The organism is Serratia sp. JSRIV006 (assembly GCF_019968685.1).
In the GTDB taxonomy this organism is placed as follows: domain Bacteria; phylum Pseudomonadota; class Gammaproteobacteria; order Enterobacterales; family Enterobacteriaceae; genus Chania; species Chania fonticola_B.
Map to the genome: position 1 here is coordinate 5,114,587 of NZ_CP074137.1, position 17,622 is coordinate 5,132,208.

20 protein-coding genes are annotated in these 17,622 nt (G+C 53.8%); 18 read left to right on the plus strand and 2 right to left on the minus strand.

All coding sequences use genetic code 11. The features are described 5' to 3' along the window. The first annotated feature begins 305 nt into the window (after nt 1–305). A complete protein-coding gene (gene aaeR / locus KGP16_RS23630; protein WP_024483740.1) occupies nt 306–1,217 on the plus strand; it encodes an HTH-type transcriptional activator AaeR in 912 nt (303 codons plus the stop codon). 104 nt (nt 1,218–1,321) lie between these two features. Here the strand turns inward: aaeR and KGP16_RS23635 are convergent, their stop codons facing one another. Next, nucleotides 1,322–1,612 (minus strand): hypothetical protein, encoded by a 291-nt coding sequence (locus KGP16_RS23635; RefSeq protein WP_141234336.1) that lies wholly within the window; start codon nt 1,610–1,612, stop codon nt 1,322–1,324. 13 nt (nt 1,613–1,625) lie between these two features. Here KGP16_RS23635 and KGP16_RS23640 point away from each other — a divergent pair, with 13 nt between their 5' ends. The 14 genes from KGP16_RS23640 (at nt 1,626) to KGP16_RS23705 (ending at nt 13,319) form a co-directional block, all read left to right on the plus strand. Further along, nucleotides 1,626–2,528: an acetamidase/formamidase family protein gene (locus tag KGP16_RS23640; protein WP_094981509.1), complete on the plus strand. Its 903-nt coding sequence runs from the start codon at nt 1,626–1,628 to the stop codon at nt 2,526–2,528. 10 nt (nt 2,529–2,538) lie between these two features. Then, nucleotides 2,539–3,882 (plus strand): APC family permease, encoded by a 1,344-nt coding sequence (locus tag KGP16_RS23645; RefSeq protein ID WP_223500443.1) that lies wholly within the window; start codon nt 2,539–2,541, stop codon nt 3,880–3,882. Between the two features lie 132 nt (nt 3,883–4,014). Beyond that, the gene (locus tag KGP16_RS23650; RefSeq protein ID WP_021806983.1) at nt 4,015–4,959 is read left to right on the plus strand and encodes a nucleoside hydrolase; all 945 of its coding nucleotides are present in this window, start codon (nt 4,015–4,017) and stop codon (nt 4,957–4,959) included. Nucleotides 4,960–5,061: 102 nt separating this feature from the next. Then, on the plus strand, nt 5,062–5,790 hold the full coding sequence (locus tag KGP16_RS23655) for a MerR family transcriptional regulator (RefSeq protein ID WP_223500444.1): 729 nt from the start codon (nt 5,062–5,064) through the stop codon (nt 5,788–5,790). A gap of 97 nt (nt 5,791–5,887) precedes the next feature. Continuing rightward, nucleotides 5,888–6,298 carry a hydroxyisourate hydrolase gene (uraH, locus tag KGP16_RS23660; RefSeq protein WP_037376255.1) on the plus strand — a complete coding sequence of 137 codons (411 nt, stop codon included), beginning with the start codon at nt 5,888–5,890 and terminating at the stop codon, nt 6,296–6,298. Between the two features lie 168 nt (nt 6,299–6,466). Next, nucleotides 6,467–6,901 carry a nuclear transport factor 2 family protein gene (locus tag KGP16_RS23665; RefSeq protein ID WP_094981511.1) on the plus strand — a complete coding sequence of 145 codons (435 nt, stop codon included), beginning with the start codon at nt 6,467–6,469 and terminating at the stop codon, nt 6,899–6,901. Beyond that, nucleotides 6,898–7,617: an SDR family NAD(P)-dependent oxidoreductase gene (locus KGP16_RS23670; RefSeq protein WP_179248543.1), complete on the plus strand. Its 720-nt coding sequence runs from the start codon at nt 6,898–6,900 to the stop codon at nt 7,615–7,617. The genes KGP16_RS23665 and KGP16_RS23670 overlap by 4 nt, the downstream gene beginning before the upstream one ends. Next, nucleotides 7,614–8,873 (plus strand): NAD(P)/FAD-dependent oxidoreductase, encoded by a 1,260-nt coding sequence (locus KGP16_RS23675; protein WP_071681512.1) that lies wholly within the window; start codon nt 7,614–7,616, stop codon nt 8,871–8,873. Before KGP16_RS23670 ends, KGP16_RS23675 begins: the two co-directional genes overlap by 4 nt. 1 nt (nt 8,874) lies before the next feature. Continuing rightward, nucleotides 8,875–9,588 (plus strand): DUF1365 domain-containing protein, encoded by a 714-nt coding sequence (locus KGP16_RS23680; protein ID WP_223500445.1) that lies wholly within the window; start codon nt 8,875–8,877, stop codon nt 9,586–9,588. Nucleotides 9,589–9,593: 5 nt separating this feature from the next. Beyond that, nucleotides 9,594–10,814, plus strand: a complete 1,221-nt coding sequence (locus KGP16_RS23685; RefSeq protein WP_223500446.1) for a cyclopropane-fatty-acyl-phospholipid synthase family protein — start codon at nt 9,594–9,596, stop codon at nt 10,812–10,814. Continuing rightward, nucleotides 10,811–11,296: a DUF2878 domain-containing protein gene (locus KGP16_RS23690; RefSeq protein ID WP_094981515.1), complete on the plus strand. Its 486-nt coding sequence runs from the start codon at nt 10,811–10,813 to the stop codon at nt 11,294–11,296. Before KGP16_RS23685 ends, KGP16_RS23690 begins: the two co-directional genes overlap by 4 nt. Continuing rightward, a complete protein-coding gene (locus KGP16_RS23695; protein WP_223500447.1) occupies nt 11,293–11,820 on the plus strand; it encodes a YajG family lipoprotein in 528 nt (175 codons plus the stop codon). Before KGP16_RS23690 ends, KGP16_RS23695 begins: the two co-directional genes overlap by 4 nt. Continuing rightward, complete coding sequence (locus KGP16_RS23700; protein WP_059198995.1) at nt 11,817–12,347, plus strand: DUF3833 domain-containing protein; 531 nt, start codon at nt 11,817–11,819, stop codon at nt 12,345–12,347. The genes KGP16_RS23695 and KGP16_RS23700 overlap by 4 nt, the downstream gene beginning before the upstream one ends. Before the next feature lie 12 nt (nt 12,348–12,359). After that, a complete protein-coding gene (locus tag KGP16_RS23705) occupies nt 12,360–13,319 on the plus strand; it encodes a DUF523 and DUF1722 domain-containing protein (protein ID WP_021806994.1) in 960 nt (319 codons plus the stop codon). A 302-nt stretch (nt 13,320–13,621) separates the two neighbouring features. Here the strand turns inward: KGP16_RS23705 and KGP16_RS23710 are convergent, their stop codons facing one another. Then, on the minus strand, nt 13,622–13,915 hold the full coding sequence (locus KGP16_RS23710; RefSeq protein ID WP_223500448.1) for a hypothetical protein: 294 nt from the start codon (nt 13,913–13,915) through the stop codon (nt 13,622–13,624). A 207-nt stretch (nt 13,916–14,122) separates the two neighbouring features. On the opposite strand from KGP16_RS23710, the gene KGP16_RS23715 reads away from it, so the two are divergent. The 3 genes from KGP16_RS23715 to KGP16_RS23725 all read left to right on the plus strand — a co-directional run bounded on the left by KGP16_RS23715 (nt 14,123) and on the right by KGP16_RS23725 (nt 17,611). Next, nucleotides 14,123–14,704: a ComF family protein gene (locus KGP16_RS23715; protein ID WP_223500449.1), complete on the plus strand. Its 582-nt coding sequence runs from the start codon at nt 14,123–14,125 to the stop codon at nt 14,702–14,704. A gap of 2 nt (nt 14,705–14,706) precedes the next feature. Then, nucleotides 14,707–15,261: a hypothetical protein gene (locus KGP16_RS23720; RefSeq protein ID WP_223500451.1), complete on the plus strand. Its 555-nt coding sequence runs from the start codon at nt 14,707–14,709 to the stop codon at nt 15,259–15,261. A gap of 808 nt (nt 15,262–16,069) precedes the next feature. Further along, the gene (locus tag KGP16_RS23725) at nt 16,070–17,611 is read left to right on the plus strand and encodes a class I adenylate-forming enzyme family protein (protein WP_223500452.1); all 1,542 of its coding nucleotides are present in this window, start codon (nt 16,070–16,072) and stop codon (nt 17,609–17,611) included. Nucleotides 17,612–17,622: the final 11 nt, after the last annotated feature.

Here is a 17,622-nt window from a genome sequence, read left to right on the forward strand (position 1 = left end):
TACACCGGGGGTTTTCCCTGCTGATTTCACATTCCATTTACATTCTAGCGCACGGACGCCAAACGTTATGATCTGGTAGTTGACCAGGCCATAAACCTGAAAAAGGGTTAAGCTAACAGCAGGCTTCCGCGAGAGGGAATGTATGGATAACCGGAGGGATCTTGCGGCCACGGCAGTAAACCGCGGCATAGCTGACCACGCTCAAGCGTTCAGAAGATCTTTACACCCGACGCGTTATATTAGCCTGCTTACTATCAACTCATCTATAATCTGTGATCTAAATCACTTTTAAGCCAGAGTGAACAATGGAAAGACTAAAACGGATGTCCGTGTTTGCCAAAGTCGTTGAATGTGGGTCATTTACCGCGGCAGCACGCCAGCTCGACATGAGCGTTTCATCCATCAGCCAGACAGTGTCCAAACTGGAAAATGATCTACAGGTGAAGCTGCTTAACCGCAGCACGCGCAGTATCGGCCTGACCGAAGCGGGTAAAATCTACTATCAGGGCTGCCGCCGCATGTTGCAGGAAGCCGCCGAGGTCCATGAGCAGCTTTATGCGCTGAACAATACGCCCATAGGCACGCTGCGCATCGGCAGTTCGTCCACTATGGCGCAAAACGTCCTGGCGACCATGACCGCCGATATGCTGCAAGAGTATCCTGGTTTGACGGTTAATCTGGTCACCGGCATTCCGGCCCCGGATCTGATTGCCGACGGCCTGGACGTAGTGATCCGCACCGGCGAACTGCAGGATTCCAGCCTGTTTTCCAAACGTCTGGGCTCGATGCCGATGGTGGTCTGCGCCGCCAAAAGCTACCTGACTCAACATGGGACACCGCAAAAACCGGCGGATATGGTGAATTTTTCCTGGTTGGAATACAGCGTACGGCCCGACAGTGAGTTTGAATTGATGGCTCCCGAAGGCATCAGTACGCGTATTTCCCCGCAGGGGCGCTTCGTGACCAACGATTCACAAACCATGATCCGTTGGCTCAAGGCCGGGGCCGGGATTGCCTATGCGCCACTGATGTGGGTCATCGAAGAGATCAAACGCGGCGAGATTGAGATCCTGTTCAAGCGCTACCATTCAGAACCCCGTCCGGTTTACGCACTGTACACCGAGAAGGACAAGCTGCCGCTCAAGGTGCAGGTGTGTATTAATTATCTGACGGAATACTTTAAACGCGTGGCGGAAGTGTATCAGGGCTATCGCTGAGGCTCCCCTTTATCCCTGGAGTTCACTCCAGGGTAATAAGTTTGCTCTAGCTGATATATAGCGTTTACTGCTATAAAAACGGTTAATCATTTTATTAATGCTAATTATCGAAAGTATTTACCTTCATTTGATTCCCATTCTCTACTGAGAACTCTGCTGTATTCATTCGGCTTAACCGATCGGTTATGCGGAAATTTCCGCCATAGTTGCGGGTAATAAACCACCGCGATAATTGTTTGAAGCATATCCTGCCAATCCAACCAAAATGCCCATTCTGCTACCGCTTTCGCATGCTTGCTTACGCCCCTGCGGGTGTGATTTATTGATGAATTGGCGCTGGTGCGCCCAATTATCATTATCGCCATAAATAATAAAAACCAGGCTTCATTATTCATTATAGGAATCACCATGGAAAAGATCTCACGTACGCACGTGGTATATGCCATGTCGCGCGATAACACCCCTGTGGCCACAGTTGCCAGCGGCAGCGACGTTTGTTTTGAAACCTGTGACTGCTTCGAAGATCAAATCGCCTCCGAACAGGCCGCCTTCACCGAACTGGACTGGAGCCGCATCAACCCGGCTACCGGGCCGGTTTACGTGCAGGATGCGAACCCCGGCGATGTGTTACGGGTAGAGATTAAACGTATTACCCCAACCAGCCATCAGGCAGTCATGGTCACCGCTCCAGGCCTGGGCGTCATTGGCGATGAGCTGCAACAGCCACAGATCCGCACCGTGCCGTTGGAAGACGGCTTCGCCCTGCTGCCTGGCGGCGTGCGTTGGCCGTTAAAACCAATGATCGGCGTCATTGGCGTCGCCCCAGCCGAAGATCCGATCCCCTGCGGCACTCCAGATGCCCACGGCGGCAACATGGACTGCAAAATCATCACCGAAGGCTGCACGCTGTGGCTGCCGGTTAACGTTCCCGGCGCGCTGTTTGCGCTCGGCGATCTGCATGCCGCAATGGGCGATGGTGAAGTCTCGGTATGCGGGCTGGAAATTCCCGGCGAAGTGGTGGTGAACCTGAGCGTAGTCAAAAACCGCGCGCTGCCCACCCCGATGATGAGCACCATTGATACGCTCTATACCCTGGCATCCGCCAAAACGCTGGACGAAGCGGCCGAATTGGCAACCCGCAATATGGCACACTTCGTGGCGGACTATAGCCAGGTCTCGCTGGCCGACGCCATCAATCTGCTGAGCATCACTGGCGATCTGCAAATCTGTCAGGTGGTCGATCCGCTGAAAACCTGCCGTTTCGCGCTGCCACGCAGCGTTGCCGAGCAGTTAAACCTCCAGTTGGATTAGGGATAGCGCCATGTCTGTAGAACAATTTGGTTATAAGCAGGAACTGCACCGTACCCTCACCCTGAAAGATCTGGTGATTTACGGCATGATCTTTATGGTGCCGATCGCGCCGTTTGGCGTGTTTGGCTACGTGTGGGAAGGCGCACAGGGCATGGTGGCGCTGGCCTATCTGATCGGCATGGTGGCGATGTTCTTCACCGCCATGAGCTACTGGTCAATGTCCCGCGCTTTCCCGGTTTCCGGCTCGGTCTATGCCTATGCCCAGCGCGGCATCCATGAAACCGTCGGCTTCTTTGCCGGTTGGCTGATCCTGCTCGATTACATCCTGGTGCCGTCGTTGCTGTATATCGTCAGCGCGGCGGCGCTCGGCCCGATCCTGCCAGAAGTACCCGCCTGGGTGTGGATCGTGACCTTTATCGTGATCAACAGTGCGATCAACCTGGTGGGGATCCAGTTCACCGCCAATGCCAACCGCTACATCCTGGTGGCGGAGATCGTGATCCTGACCATCTTTGTGGTAATGGGTCTGACGGCACTGTATTCCGGCGAAGGTTCCGGTGGCCTGACGCTGAACCCGCTCTACAACGCCGAGAAATTCAGCCTGCCGCTGGTGATGGGTGCGGTATCTATCGCGGTGCTGTCATTCCTGGGCTTTGACGGTATTTCGACGCTGTCCGAAGAGAGTAAAGGCGGGGCCGATGCCGTGGGGAAAGCCTCGTTGTATGCACTGCTGTTGGTAGGGTCGCTGTTTATTCTGCAAACCTGGATTGCCGCCGATCTGGCTGCGGGCCAAAACTTCACTAACCTGGATACCGCGTTCTACGATACCGCCAATCTGGCGGGCGGTTCCTGGTTAAAGCAGGCGACCATCTGGGCGACGGCGCTCTCCTGGGGGATTGCCAATGCGTTAGTCGCGCAGGCCGCCATCTCCCGCATTCTGTTCGCCATGGGGCGAGACCGCCAATTGCCGAAGATCCTGGCCAAGGTACATCCACGCTTTAAAACCCCTTACGTCAGCACCCTGCTGGTCGCGGTGATCTCCCTCGGTTCCGGGCTGTACTTCAACGGCAGCATCGACAACCTGAGCCGGTTGGTCAACTTCGGGGCGCTGATGGGCTTTTTGATCTTGCACCTGTCGGTGATTAACCACTACATCATCCGCCAGAAGTCCAAGGCCTGGGTAAAACACCTGCTGTTCCCACTGATCGGCCTGTCGATCATCGCCTTTGTACTGTACGAGATGGATATCGAAGCCAAAATCCTCGGCCTTAGCTGGCTGGCGATCGGCATCGTGTATTACTTTGTGCTGCGCGTAGTGCTGAAGAGAGAGCCGGTGCTGAAGCTGGAAGACTAAGCCAGCAATCTGCCCCTTCCGGGGCAGATTTATTCAATCCTTTGATGACGTTAACAAAACGGCCCGCTGGTCATACCCCTCTGCCCACCTCTAGGTTATGCTCGAAAAAATTCCCCTGCATCAGGAAAAATCATGAAGAAAATCATACTGGACTGCGACCCGGGGCATGACGATGCGATCGCGATGCTGCTGGCATGGGGCAACCCAGATATTGAACTGCTGGCCGTCACCACCGTCGTCGGCAACCAGACGCTGGAGAAGGTCACGCGCAATGCGCTGGCCGTGGCGCGCATTGCCAACATCACCGGCGTGCCCTTTGCCGCTGGCTGCTCGCGGCCGCTGGTACGGCAAATTGAAGTCGCCCCCGACATCCACGGCGAATCGGGACTCGATGGTCCCGTTTTACCGGAACCCACTCTGCAATTGGCCGATATCCATGCCGTCGACCTGATCATTGATACCATCATGGCACACCCACCAGGCACCGTAACGCTGGTGCCCACCGCAGGCCTGACCAACATCGCCATGGCGGTGCGCAAAGAGCCCCGCATTGCCACACGCGTGAAGGAAGTGGTGCTGATGGGCGGCGGTTACCACGTAGGTAACTGGAGCGCAGTGGCTGAATTCAATATCAAAATCGATCCGGAAGCCGCGCATATCGTGTTCAACGAACCCTGGCCGTTAACCATGGTTGGGTTGGATCTGACGCATCAGGCGCTGGCCACGCCAGAAGTTAGCGCGCGCATCGCCGCTATTGGCACCGGCCCTGCGAAATTTGTCGTCGAACTGCTCGAGTTCTTCGGTCATATGTATAAGCAGGCGCAGGGTTTCACTTCGCCACCGGTACACGATCCCTGCGCGGTCGCCTATGTGATCAACCCCAACGTGATGACGGTGCGTAAGGTGCCCATCGATATTGAGCTGACCGGTACCCTGACGCTGGGGATGACGGTCGCGGACTTCCGCTTCCCGGCCCCGGCGGATTGCCATACTCAGGTGGCAGTGAAGCTTGATGAAACCGCCTTTTGGGATCTGATTGTGGATGCGTTGGAAAGAATTGGTGAAGTTGAGGTTTGAGGCACGGTTGGGAGTAAAGTGTCGTGCAAACGCCCGACACTTCATTCAAGCCGGCATTATGCGTAGTATATTGAAAGTGTTCTTTGTTATCGGATGTCTCTCATGGCTTACTCTATCGGCGAATTTGCCCGGCTTTGCGGAATAAACGCAACCACATTGCGCGCCTGGCAGCGTCGTTACGGCCTGCTTAAACCGATGCGCACCGATGGTGGACATCGCCAGTACAGCGATGATGATGTCCAGCAGGCGCTCAAAATTCTCGACTGGGTAAAAAAAGGGGTAACCATCAGCCAGGTAAAACCCCTGCTCGCGCGCCCGGCAGAAGGTCCGACAAACAACTGGCTTACTCTGCAAGAAAAAATGCTGCAGTTGCTCAAAGAGGGAAAAATCGAATCGCTGCGCCAGCAGATTTACGTTTCTGGCCGCGAATATCCTCGCCCGGAGTTGGTCACGGAATTGCTGCGCCCGCTGCGCGGTAAATTCTCTGCCAATATTCCGGCGATGATGACCCTGCGCGAGATCCTGGATGGCATTATCATTTCCTATACCTCATTTTGCCTCGAAAGGGACAAAAAAGCGGCAGGGGATAACTATCTGATCACCGGCTGGTACCTGTCAGACCCGTGTGAAATCTGGCTGGAAGCCCTCAAGCGTACGGGTCAAGGGCAGCACATTGATGTCCTTCCCGTTCCGCCTGCCAGTCTGGCTCCAGAGCTATTTCCTGAACGAAAATGGTTGCTGGTCATGACAGGTAAACTCACCCCCATCCGCAAACAACAGATTGAACTGTGGCAACAACAGGTGATGTCTCTTGAGGTCATTACTCTTTGACGTTGTGCTTGCGTTAATTATCACAAAAGGTTGAATATTTATTTTTCACCGGGATGCTACCTTTTTCCTGTTTGTTTAACCCCTACAGGAAATCATGATGAAAAAAGCTACCGGTCTTATTCTGCTAACCTCTCTGGCAATGGCTCCTGCCGCATTCAGTGCCCCTGCTGGCACGCTGAGCGTCCATATTCTGAACCAGCAGACAGGGATCCCCTCGCCGAATGTCACCGTCACGCTTGAAAAAGAGCAGCAAAACAGCTGGGTCACGCTGGCTAGCGGTAAAACGGACGAAGACGGGCGTATCAAATCTCTCTATCCACAGGACCAGGATATGCTGCCGGGAATTTACAAAGTGACCTTCAAAACCGGTGACTATTTCCACCAACAGCAGCAAACGTCGTTCTTCCCGGAGATCCCGGTGATGTTCACCGTCACCAAGACCAATGAAAAACTGCACATCCCCTTGCTGTTAAGCCAGTATGGATACTCTACCTACAGAGGAAGTTGAAGATAAAGCCAGCTCATGTTGCACAGTTAACAGCATGAGCTGGCAAACTTAATACGTTGAAGCGAATGAGAAAATAATTATCACCTCGCCAAAGTTGGACAAACTACAATAATTGTGTAAGTTTTAACTATGCAATAACGCTAGGTTGTTCACTCTCAGGTGAGACTCATGAGCTCTATGCCATCCATCATCAACCGGTTTGTTGATTACTACAGCAAGCTGGATAACCAGCCGCCATCTGCGTTGGCGGAGATCTATCATGCTGATGCCAGTCTGAGCGACCCGTTTGGTGAGCATCAGGGTCTTTTGGCGATCCAGCGTTACTTCACTCATCTATTGGCCAACGTAAAGCATTGCCGCTTTACCATCGACTCCCCCCTCTGCGAAGGCCATCGTTTTGCCGTAACTTGGGCAATGCATTGGTCTCACCCACGGATTGCAGGGGGAGAAACACTAGTCCTCGCAGGATGCTCAATTGTCGATGTGCAGGACAACCTGATTATTCGCCAGCGCGATTACTACGATGCCGGGGAGATGATCTACGAACATCTTCCCCTTCTTGGCTGGGCGGTGCGAAGTGTAAAAAGGAGAATCCGCTCATGATGACCGTCCTCATCACCGGCGCAAGCTCCGGCATTGGTGCCGGGCTCGCGAAGTCCTGGGCCGATGACGGCTGCCAAGTCATTGCCTGCGGGCGAGACAGGGCCAGGCTGGAAGCACTGCAACAGTACAGCCCGAATATCACGTTACGCGTGTTCGATATGACGGACAGGGAGGCCTGCCGTCTGGCGCTTGCAGATTGCACTGCCGACCTGACCGTTCTTTGTGCGGGAACCTGCGAATACCTGGATCAGGGTGTGGTGGATGCCGCTCTGGTGGAACGTGTGATGAGTACCAACTTCCAGGGGCCAGTGAACTGTCTGGCCGCACTTCAGACCCAGCTCCTTCCAGGAAGTCGCGTGGCGCTGGTCAGCTCGATGGCGCACTGGCTGCCGTTCCCACGAGCAGAGGCGTATGGCGCGTCAAAAGCCGCCCTCACCTGGTTTGCCAATAGTCTGCGCCTTGACTGGGAGCCCAAAGGCATTGCCGTCACGGTTGTCTCACCGGGCTTTGTAGACACGCCGCTTACCCGTAAAAATGATTTTGCCATGCCCGGCCAGGTGAGCGTCGACGATGCCGTGAAGGCGATCCGTCGCGGGCTGGCGAAAGGGAAAAAACACATCGCCTTTCCCACCGGATTCAGCCTGGTCATGAAGCTGCTTTCAGGGCTCCCCAATTTTCTTCAGCGCAGGCTGTTGCGCAGGATGGTTCGCTCATGAACATCGCCATTATCGGCAGCGGTATTGCAGGACTCACCTGTGCCTGGCGGCTGGCCGGGCATCATCAGGTCACGCTTTTCGAAGCGGAACCCACTGTGGGTGGTCATACCGCCACGGTGGATGTCAGCACGCCGCAGGGGACGTATGCCATCGATACCGGGTTTATCGTCTACAATGACCGTACCTATCCGCGCTTTATGGGCCTGCTCAGCGAGCTGGGCATCAGCGGGCAAAAAACGCAGATGAGCTTCTCCGTGCATAATCCGCAAAGCGGGCTTGAGTATAACGGCCACACCCTCACCTCGCTGTTTGCACAGCGTCGTAACCTGGTTAATCCGGCGTTCTGGGGGCTGCTGCGAGATATTGTTCGCTTCAACCGCCTGGCAAAAGAGGCGTTGGCAGGCGACGTTAACGAAAACGCCACGCTGGAGACTTTTCTCGAACAGCACGGCTTCAGCGCGTTTTTCGCGCGTCATTATATCCTGCCGATGGGGGCCGCCATCTGGTCCTCGTCACTGCAGGAGATGCGCCGCTTCCCGCTTCCGCTGTTTTTGCGCTTCTTTGAGCATCACGGCCTGCTGGACGTTACCCACCGTCCGCAGTGGTATGTGGTGCCCGGCGGTTCTCGCGAGTACGTCCGCGCCATTTTGGCCCAGTTGGGGGACCGCCTGACCCTGCACCTCAACGCTCCGGTGCAGCAGGTCATCCGCCACAACGGCGGCGTTGAAATCCAGCTTGCGCAGTCGAATCACTCGTTCGACCAGGTGATCTTCGCCTGCCATTCCTCACAGGCGCTGGCGATGCTTGCTCATCCTACTCCTGCAGAAAGCGAGGTTCTGGGCGATATTGGCTGGCAGCATAACGAGGTGGTTTTGCACAGCGATCCACGCTGGCTACCGGTGCGCGAGCGTGCCTGGGCAAGCTGGAACTATCGCCTGAGCGAACGGGACCAGGCCAGCGCCTGCGTCACCTACAACATGAATATCTTACAAGGATTACCTGAGGGTAGCCCCTTGTTCTGCGTCACCCTGAACCCGGAAACGCCGGTAGACGATCGCTACGTCTGGAAACGCTTTGTCTACGAGCACCCGATGTTTAACCCGCAAAGCTGGCGCGCCCAGTCGCGCCGCGGCGAGATTAACGGCCACCAACGGAGCTGGTTCTGCGGAGCTTACTGGTACAACGGTTTTCACGAGGATGGGGTACGCAGCGCGTTGGACGTGGTGAAAGGGATCGCTGCAGGGGAGGACCTGTAAGATGAACAGTTGCCTTTACCAGGGTGTGTTACGCCATCGTCGCTTCCAGCCGAAATCACACCATTTTCGCTATAACGTGTTTATGGCCTGGATCGATCTGGACGAGCTGGATGCGCTGCCGTCGGCGGGTATCCGCCGTAATCGATTTGCCGCGGCCGCCTTCCATGATGCGGATTACCCACTCGGCACACCGCTTAAAGAGAACGCCCTCGACCGGCTGCAAACCCTGACCGGGGAACGTCCCGATGGCCGCGTCATGCTCCTGACCCAGCTTCGTTATTTCGGCTTCCATTTTAATCCGATCAATCTCTACTACTGCTATGACAGTACGGGCATGCTGCGCTGGGTTCTGGCCGAAGTGCGCAACACTCCGTGGAACGAGCGCCATTACTATGCGGTGGATGGCCAGGCGGCTCGCCCGCAGCAGAAAGCCTTCCATGTCTCCCCGTTTAATCCGATGGATATGGTCTATCACTGGCGCTTCAACGCCCCCGGTAAAACGCTGCATATGCATATCGAAAATCATCAGGAGTCGAAGGTGTTCGACGCCACGCTCGCGCTTCGCCGTGAGCACCTAACGCGCGCGACCCTGAGATCGATATTGCTGCGCATACCGATGATGACCCTGAAAACCGTCCTGGCAATTTACTGGCAAGCGTTACGGCTGTGGCTTAAACGCGTGCCGTTGTACAACCATCCCGTCAGAAGGAGTTAGCGCTCATGACCGATCCTGCCTTTGCGCTTGAATCCGATATCCCTCGTAACGCCCGTATCGCGCGCTGGCTACTCTTTCGTTTGCTGAGCGGTATCCGCGAGGGCTTGCTCACCGTGCGTGAAGGACAGCAGACCCTCCATTTTGGCGATGAGTCCTCTGCGCTGCGTGCTGAAGTGCAGATCCTCGCGTCGGGTGTTTACTGGCGTCTGCTCACCGGCGGCAGCCTCGCCGCGGCCGAATCCTGGATGGAGGGTGAGTGGGAGACGCATCAGTTAACCCCGCTTTTGCAGATCCTGGCCCTCAACGGCAAGGTACTGGGAAGGCTGGAAAGTGGCTTTCGCCTGCTGGGCAATCCTATGGAGCGGCTTCGCCACTGGACGCGGCGTAACTACCGCAAACAGGCGCGGGAAAACATCTCCGCCCATTACGATCTGGGTAACGAATTCTATGCGCACTTTCTCGATGAAGATCTGCTCTACTCCAGCGCGCTGTTCACCGCCGACGACCAGGCTCTCTCTCAAGCCCAGCAGGCAAAAATGGCGCGCCTGTGCGAACAACTGGCGTTGACCGCAAGCGATCACCTGCTGGAAATCGGCACCGGCTGGGGGGCAATGGCGGAATACGCCGCCCGTCACTACGGCTGCCGCGTCACTACCACGACGCTGTCGCGAGAGCAGTACATCTGGGCTACAGAGCGTATTGCCCGCGCGGGATTACAGGACAGAGTTCAGGTTCTGCTGTGCGACTACCGCGACCTGACCGGGCAATTCGACAAACTGGTATCGGTTGAGATGATTGAAGCCGTGGGTAAACGCTACCTGCCGGATTTCTTCCGCACCTGTCAGGCGCGCCTGCGCCCGGGCGGCAAAATGGCGATTCAGGCCATCACCATTCAGGATCAGCGCTACCGCGACTACAGCAAAAGCGTCGATTTTATCCAGCGTTACATCTTCCCCGGCGGGTTCCTACCGAGCATCACGGCAATGAGTGAACTGATGACGCGTCACACCGATTTTGTCGTCCGTAATCTGTTCGATATGGGGCCAGACTACGCCCGCACGCTGGCTCACTGGCGGCAGCGTTTTCTGCACGCCTGGCAGGACATTGAAAAGCTCGGTTTCGATGAAAGGTTCCGCCGTATGTGGCTCTACTACTTTGGCTACTGCGAAGCCGGTTTTAACGCACGCACCATCAGCGTGGTGCAACTGACCGCAGAGCGCGTATGAACCGCTCTGTGCAGGTCGTGCTGATGGCTCTCGCGTTCGATCTCTACTGGACGCTGGTAGTGTTGTTTCGCGAACGCGGCCTGTTCCTGTGGCTCGCCCTGGCGATCCTGGCCTGTCTGATGCTGTCGCCTGCACACCGTGTTTATGCCCTACTGCTGGCCGCGGCGGGCTGCGGTCTGGATGCCCTCTGGGTGCTGACGGGGCAGATCGGCTTTAACAGTGACGCACTGCTGCCCCTGTGGATGATGGCGCTGTGGCTGATGTTTGCTACCGTCTGGACCCACTTGATCCTCACGACCACGCTGCCGCGATGGATCCTGGCTCTGTTGGCAACCGTTGGCGGTCCCGTAGCATATGTGATTGGCGAACGTCTGGGTGCCATGACTTTCCGGGAGCCGACCTTTATCGTCGTCAGTTGGATGGCTCTGGGTTGGCTGGTTCTGATGCTGTTGTTCCATATTCTGACGGGGAGGCAACAATGAAAACCTCTTTACTGATGCTGCTGTGGTTGGCGGCCATCGCGCCCGTCGCCCATGCCGCCGACTGGTTAAGCTGGCGCAAAGTGGGTGATGCCAGCCTGACATGGGGGCCGTTTACCGTTTATACCTCCCAACTGAGCACGCCGGACGGTCGGTATCACGGGCCGGAACAGGATCAGGCGCTGATTATTACCTACAAACGCGACATCGATCGTGACCAGTTGGTCGAAGCCACCCGTGACCAGTGGCAGGCTCAGGGGATCCTGGAGCGAGAACCACAGAGCGAAGCCTGGCTGCGCATGCTGCAGTCACTCTGGCCGGACGTCACGCCGGGCTCGCAGCTTACCTTTGTTCTCAAGGGTAAGCAGGGGCAGTTCTGGTATCGCGCCTCGGCGGTAGAAAAAAGCTTTATCCCGCTCGGCCCCAGCCAGTCTGCCGCCTTCAGTACAAACTTTCTGGCCATCTGGCTCGATCTACGTACGCAATATCCCGAACTGCGTCAGCAGTTGCTCGGAGGTGAAAAATGAAACGCATTCTGACACTTGGCCTGGCGCTGATGATGCTTCTGGTGGGTTGTAGCACAGACATCAGCGACTACCGGCATCAACAACCGCCGCTCGATATCTTCCACTACTTCCAGGGGAAAACCGAGGCATGGGGTATGGTACAGGACCGCAGCGGAAAACAGCTGCGCCGCTTCCACGTGGAAATCAGCGGCAACGTCATCGGCGACACGCTGACGCTAAATGAACACTTTGTCTATGACGATGGCGAGAAGCAGCAACGGGTGTGGCATATCCGGCGCGTCGGCACCAATCGCTACGAAGGCACCGCAGGCGATATTGAAGGTGTGGCCAGCGGCGTGGCAGAAGGCAACGCCTTTAACTGGCGTTACAGCATGAACGTGAAAGCCAATGGCAGTACCTGGCTACTTCACTTTGATGACTGGATGTATCTGCAAGATGACACGCATCTTTTTAATAAAACAGAGATGAAAAAGTTCGGCATCACCGTCGGCCAGGTAACGCTTTTCTTCACCCGAAAAGAACAGTAAGAGGATCGCGATATGAATAAGCAACCCGTCATTGGGATCAGCGGATGTTTAACCGGCGCGACCGTTCGGTTTGACGGCGGACATAAACGCATGGGCTTTGTCATGGACGGGCTGGCGCAGTGGGTGACCTTCAAACCCGTCTGCCCGGAGATGGCCATCGGACTGCCCTCTCCTCGTCCGGCACTACGCCTGGTTCAGACCGCCGAAGGGGATTTCCGGATGCACTTCAGCCAAGCGCCGCACGACGATGTGACGGAGAAAATGACCGCATTCACGGATTCCTATCTCTCACGTCTTGACGAACTGTCGGGCTTTATCGTCTGCGCCAAATCGCCGAGCTGCGGTATGGAACGCGTACGGTTGTACGATGAAAAGGGCAATCGCGGGCGTAAAGAGGGCGTAGGCATCTTTACCAGAGCGCTGTTGGAGAAATACCCGTGGTTACCGGTGGAAGAAGATGGCCGCCTGCACGACCCGGTGCTGCGGGAAAACTTTGTCGAGCGCATCTTCGCCCTGCACGAGTTGAACACCCTGAAGGCCAACGGCCTCACCCGCCATGCGCTGCTGGACTTCCACAGCCGGTATAAATTGCAGTTGCTGGCGCACCACCAAGCGGGCTACCGCGAAATTGGCCCCTTTGTCGCTTCGTTGCATGAGTGGGAAGACCTGGATGCATTCTTCGTGGCTTATCGCGAAAAACTGATGACGATCTTGAAAAAACCCGCCTCGCGCAAGAACCACACCAACGTGCTGATGCACATTCAGGGGTACTTTCGTAACCAGCTGAACTCACGTCAGCGCGGCGAGCTGAATGACGTGATCCTCCATTATCGCGAGGGGCTGCTGCCAATACTCGCGCCTTTGACGCTGCTGAAGCATTACCTGGGCGAATACCCAGACAGCTACCTGCTGACGCAAAAATACTTTGACCCCTATCCGCATAATTTGGCTTTGCGGCTAATGGTTAATTAAGTGCGTATGATTTGTGGCCGAACTGCTCGCGTTTTTCGGCCATAGATATGAGCATGCTCAAGGGGGATCTAACCAGGTTACCCCCCCACTAACGCTAATCTAGTTTTGATAGTCTGCTCCGAGCCAGGAGCGGACACTAGCTATTGGACTTTGCTTCAATAGTGAACATTCGACTAAAAGCCTATTCTGCCGAACCTGATAAACCATAGGAAGATTGCAGGCTTGGCCTTATGAAAAAAAGACAAAAATGCCGCTGCAAACGACACAGCGGCTAAAGTAGCTTTTTTTGTAAGCCCGTAAGCTTATGCAGGTTTTAGCTCTCCCGTTGCGGGCGCACCACCCGGAGAAGGCTTGAGAAGTGAGTCTACCGCATCGGTAATTACTGTTTTACCCGCTGCGATATCCAGCATCTGATCGATTCTTCCGCAAGCTTCACGTAATCCATTGGTTGTATTAGGCTCCATCACAGCTGGCTGCATCGCTTGGGCAATCTGCGGGATTGTTATCCCAGCTTTTTCTGCGCGTTGAAGGGCTTTGATTTCTTTAGCTGCGCGTGAACGATTCGAACCATTCAGTATTCTTTTATTGTTAGCCATACGGCCTCCTGATTTCAAAACAGACGGGCTCAAAGTGAACCCTTGTCTGTCTTAACATATCTTTTTTCAACGTCAATTTTTTCTATTCGGTAAAACGCCAAAAGCCCCCCCCCTGCGTTTCAGCACAATTATCAAAACGTGCCCTTTAAGAAGGTATTTAACGAGCGTATCTTCATTCATATCTTGTAACGAGTGAGGGAAACACCGATGGAAGTGAATATCAAAGACATTGCGGGTAACTGGAATCGTGGTGTGGTACTGGACAAGCACAGTAAGTTCAGCGTGGTGACAGGGCAAAACGAGTGGGGCCATAACATTTACGACACTACTCGTACTGAAGTGGGCGAAGCCCTCTTTCTGCTTAAGTACAGATCTGATTGGAGTCAGGTTCAGCCGTTGGCTCAATGCCTTTATGATGAAGCATATCCACTGTTTGAAAATGTTGGGTTCATCCTTCCTATGGCCGCTTCTAATGTCCGTGCACGACAGCCTGTTACAGAGATTGCTCAAGCACTGGCAAACTTAGCCGGTGTCCCCTGCATTGACAATCTCCTGTTGAAAGCTCCTGGCGGTGTTTCACTTAAGAATCTGCATACCAAAGAGGAAAAAGTTGAAGCCATTGGGAACAGCTTTTCCGTAAACCCTATTATTACCAATCAAGGATGCTGGAACGTTTTAGTGATTGATGACCTATACCATACGGGAGCATCAATGGAGGCTGCTTGTGCGGCGCTACGCGGCTATAATAAAATCAATAATATTTACGTTGCGACTCTTACTTGGAGATAACCATGACGACGATTTTCGTTGCTGGCTCTATAACCATCAAAGAACTTGATCCGCTCATCATTGAGCGGTTGAAGAAGATTGTAGACAAAAAATATCGTGTGGTTGTTGGTGACGCTAACGGCGTAGATTCATCAGTTCAGCGAGCGCTCATGGCGTTGAATTGTGAAACCACCACAGTTTTCAGCAGTTCGGCAAAGCCGCGAAACAACTTAGGCGCGTGGCCCGTGAATGTTGTCAAAACAGATTACAAGCGCGGAACACGTGAGTTTTACACAGCTAAAGATATCCAGATGGCCGAGAAGGCTGACTGTGGTCTGATGGTTTGGGACTGCAAGAGTCCTGGTACGCTAAACAACGTAGTAGAGCTGCTTCTGCGAAATAAGTATTCGGTGGTGTTCATCAACAAAATGCGGGACTTTGTTAAAGTGAAAACACCTGACGACATTGATACGCTGATAAAAATGATGAAAACGACCGACCTGGAAAAGGCAGAAGACAAAATTAGTTTAAGCGGCAAGCTGGCACGTTTAAAAAACAATCAGATGGCTTTGCTGTAATCATAGACTTCCATTCACACTAAACCGCCGCCAGGCGGTTTTTTTACGCCTTTCTCTAGGGACTCGGCAAAACGCCCATAAGATCGAATCGCGCCAGTAGTCCCGCCGTTACACCTGAAAATTCTATATATTGTAACTTTATTACCCATATCGATACCACATATAGTTGGTGCGTGCGAATCGGTGAGCCAACACCAAGGTAGAACGCGTCAGTTTCTCCCAATCAGATTTTGCGCCAGCGGAGTTTTTTCTTCCTTTATTGCAGAGTTCAATATGGCGAGGTTCAACGACAAAATTTCATTTCTGACATCAAGCCGATGTCCGCTCCTCGCTCTTAGTTGACGATCACATTAGGCTATTAGCTTTGGCCCCAACCCACCAAGGGTCAGGGCTTGATACATTAAACCGCGCTTATTACGTCGTGCTATCCACAGTAAGAGAATCCAGCTTCAGAGTCGGTTGGCCAACGCCCGCCAACCGACTTTGCCCTTCCTCTTTCTCCCGTAACTCTGGCTGACGAGGCGACGTATCTGATTAGCCCGAGCGTCATCCCCTCCCCCTTCTTTTTATGCATCTGCATAAAAGCAAAACCCCTTACTCACCTTTTTCATCATAATTTTTATCATTTTCGATAACATTTGCTAACCAGCACGTCATAACATCGATTTTTTTGTCCTCCCAGGGTTGGCATTTTATACAAAGCGTCAGCCCTGTTGGCCGAAGAAAGATGTGAAATTTTGCGCATTCTTGCACCGTTGCCTTTCCCTATACTCACCACCATCAGTAAATGTCGGTGAAGGGGCAACCTATGCAGCAGGCAAAAATCACACACCTCTATCAGAGTTTACAGCAGAGCGTTAACCGCCGGGCTGAGCATACCGCCCTGTTCTTTGAAGGCCATAAATACAGTTATAATCAGTTAAATCATAACGTTAATTTATCTTCCGCCTGCCTGAAAGAAAGTTTTAACCTCGTCAAAGGCGATGTGATCGTCTTGGCCTTGGGTAACCGGCCTGAATTCTGCTCGCTGTTTTATGCAGCAATGGCGCTGGGGATTATCGTGGTGCCGTTAAGCACCAAGTTAAAATCGCAAGACAGCCATATCATCCTGTCCAGTGTTAATGCCAAGGCGGTTTTTTACGATCCCAACAGCCAGCCGTGGATGGCGACGCTGGAACCCGTGAAGCAAAGCCATGTGGTGTCGCTGGCCGATTGGCAACTGATGCTCAGTAATGCAGATGACCAAAAGGTGATCCAACCCGTAGAGCCTGCCGCCATCGTAGCGGATGACATTGCCGCAATTATTTATACTTCCGGCACCACTGGCTCACCGAAAGGAGCAGCGCTCACTCACGGTAACTTTATTGCGGCTATCACGGCTTACCAACAGGCTCTCAAGTTAACCGAGCAAGACAGCGCCATCTTGCCGATCCCTATCTGCCATATTACCGGCCTGTCAGCTTTACTCTGCCTGTTTATTCACCTTGGCGGTACGTTGCATTTGCAGCAAAGATTCAATGCAGAAGAGATTTTGAAAACCGTCAGCAGCCATAACATTACCTTCCTGCATGGTTCGCCAACGGTGTTTATCCTACTGTTGCAAGAAGCGGAAAAGTATCCACAGGTGGGCAACTACACCAGCTTGCGGATGATCGCTTGTGGTGCCGGGCATTTGAACGTGGGCATTATCGAAAGGCTCGCGCAGTTGTTCCCAGCCACGGAAATCAGGCCGATCTATGGGCTGACAGAAACCTCTTCACCAGCCAGCATTTTTCCGGTCGATGTGCGCAGCAGCGATAAGATAGGCAGTTCTGGCTTACCCATTCCCGGCCTAAGCTGCCAAATTCGCGGCGATAATCACCAGGTGCTTACTGCCGGTCAGATTGGTCATCTATGGCTGAAAGGGCCAGTGGTCATGAGCCAGTACTGGAAGAACCCGGCGGCCAATCAGCAGTTCTTCCACGACGGCTGGTTTTACACCGGCGATATCGCCTGCCTCGATCAGGATAACTACCTGTATATCAAAGATCGCAGCAAGGACATGATCAACCGCGGTGGTGAAAAAATATACTGCATTGAAGTGGAAAACCTGATCTCGAATTACCCTGGCGTCAAGGAAATTGCCATAGTTCCCAGCAGCAGCGAAATCTACGGAGAAGAAGCTGTCGCTTTTATTGTGGCGCACCGGAATAAACCCTTGGTGAGCGATAATATCACTCATTGGCTCTCCAATAAAATTGCCAAATTTAAAATACCCTCAAAGATCGTCTTTACAGCAGAATTACCGAAAAATGCCAATGGCAAAATAGACAAATTAGCTTTACGACAAAAATTGACACCACCAATATAAAAACAAGCGTT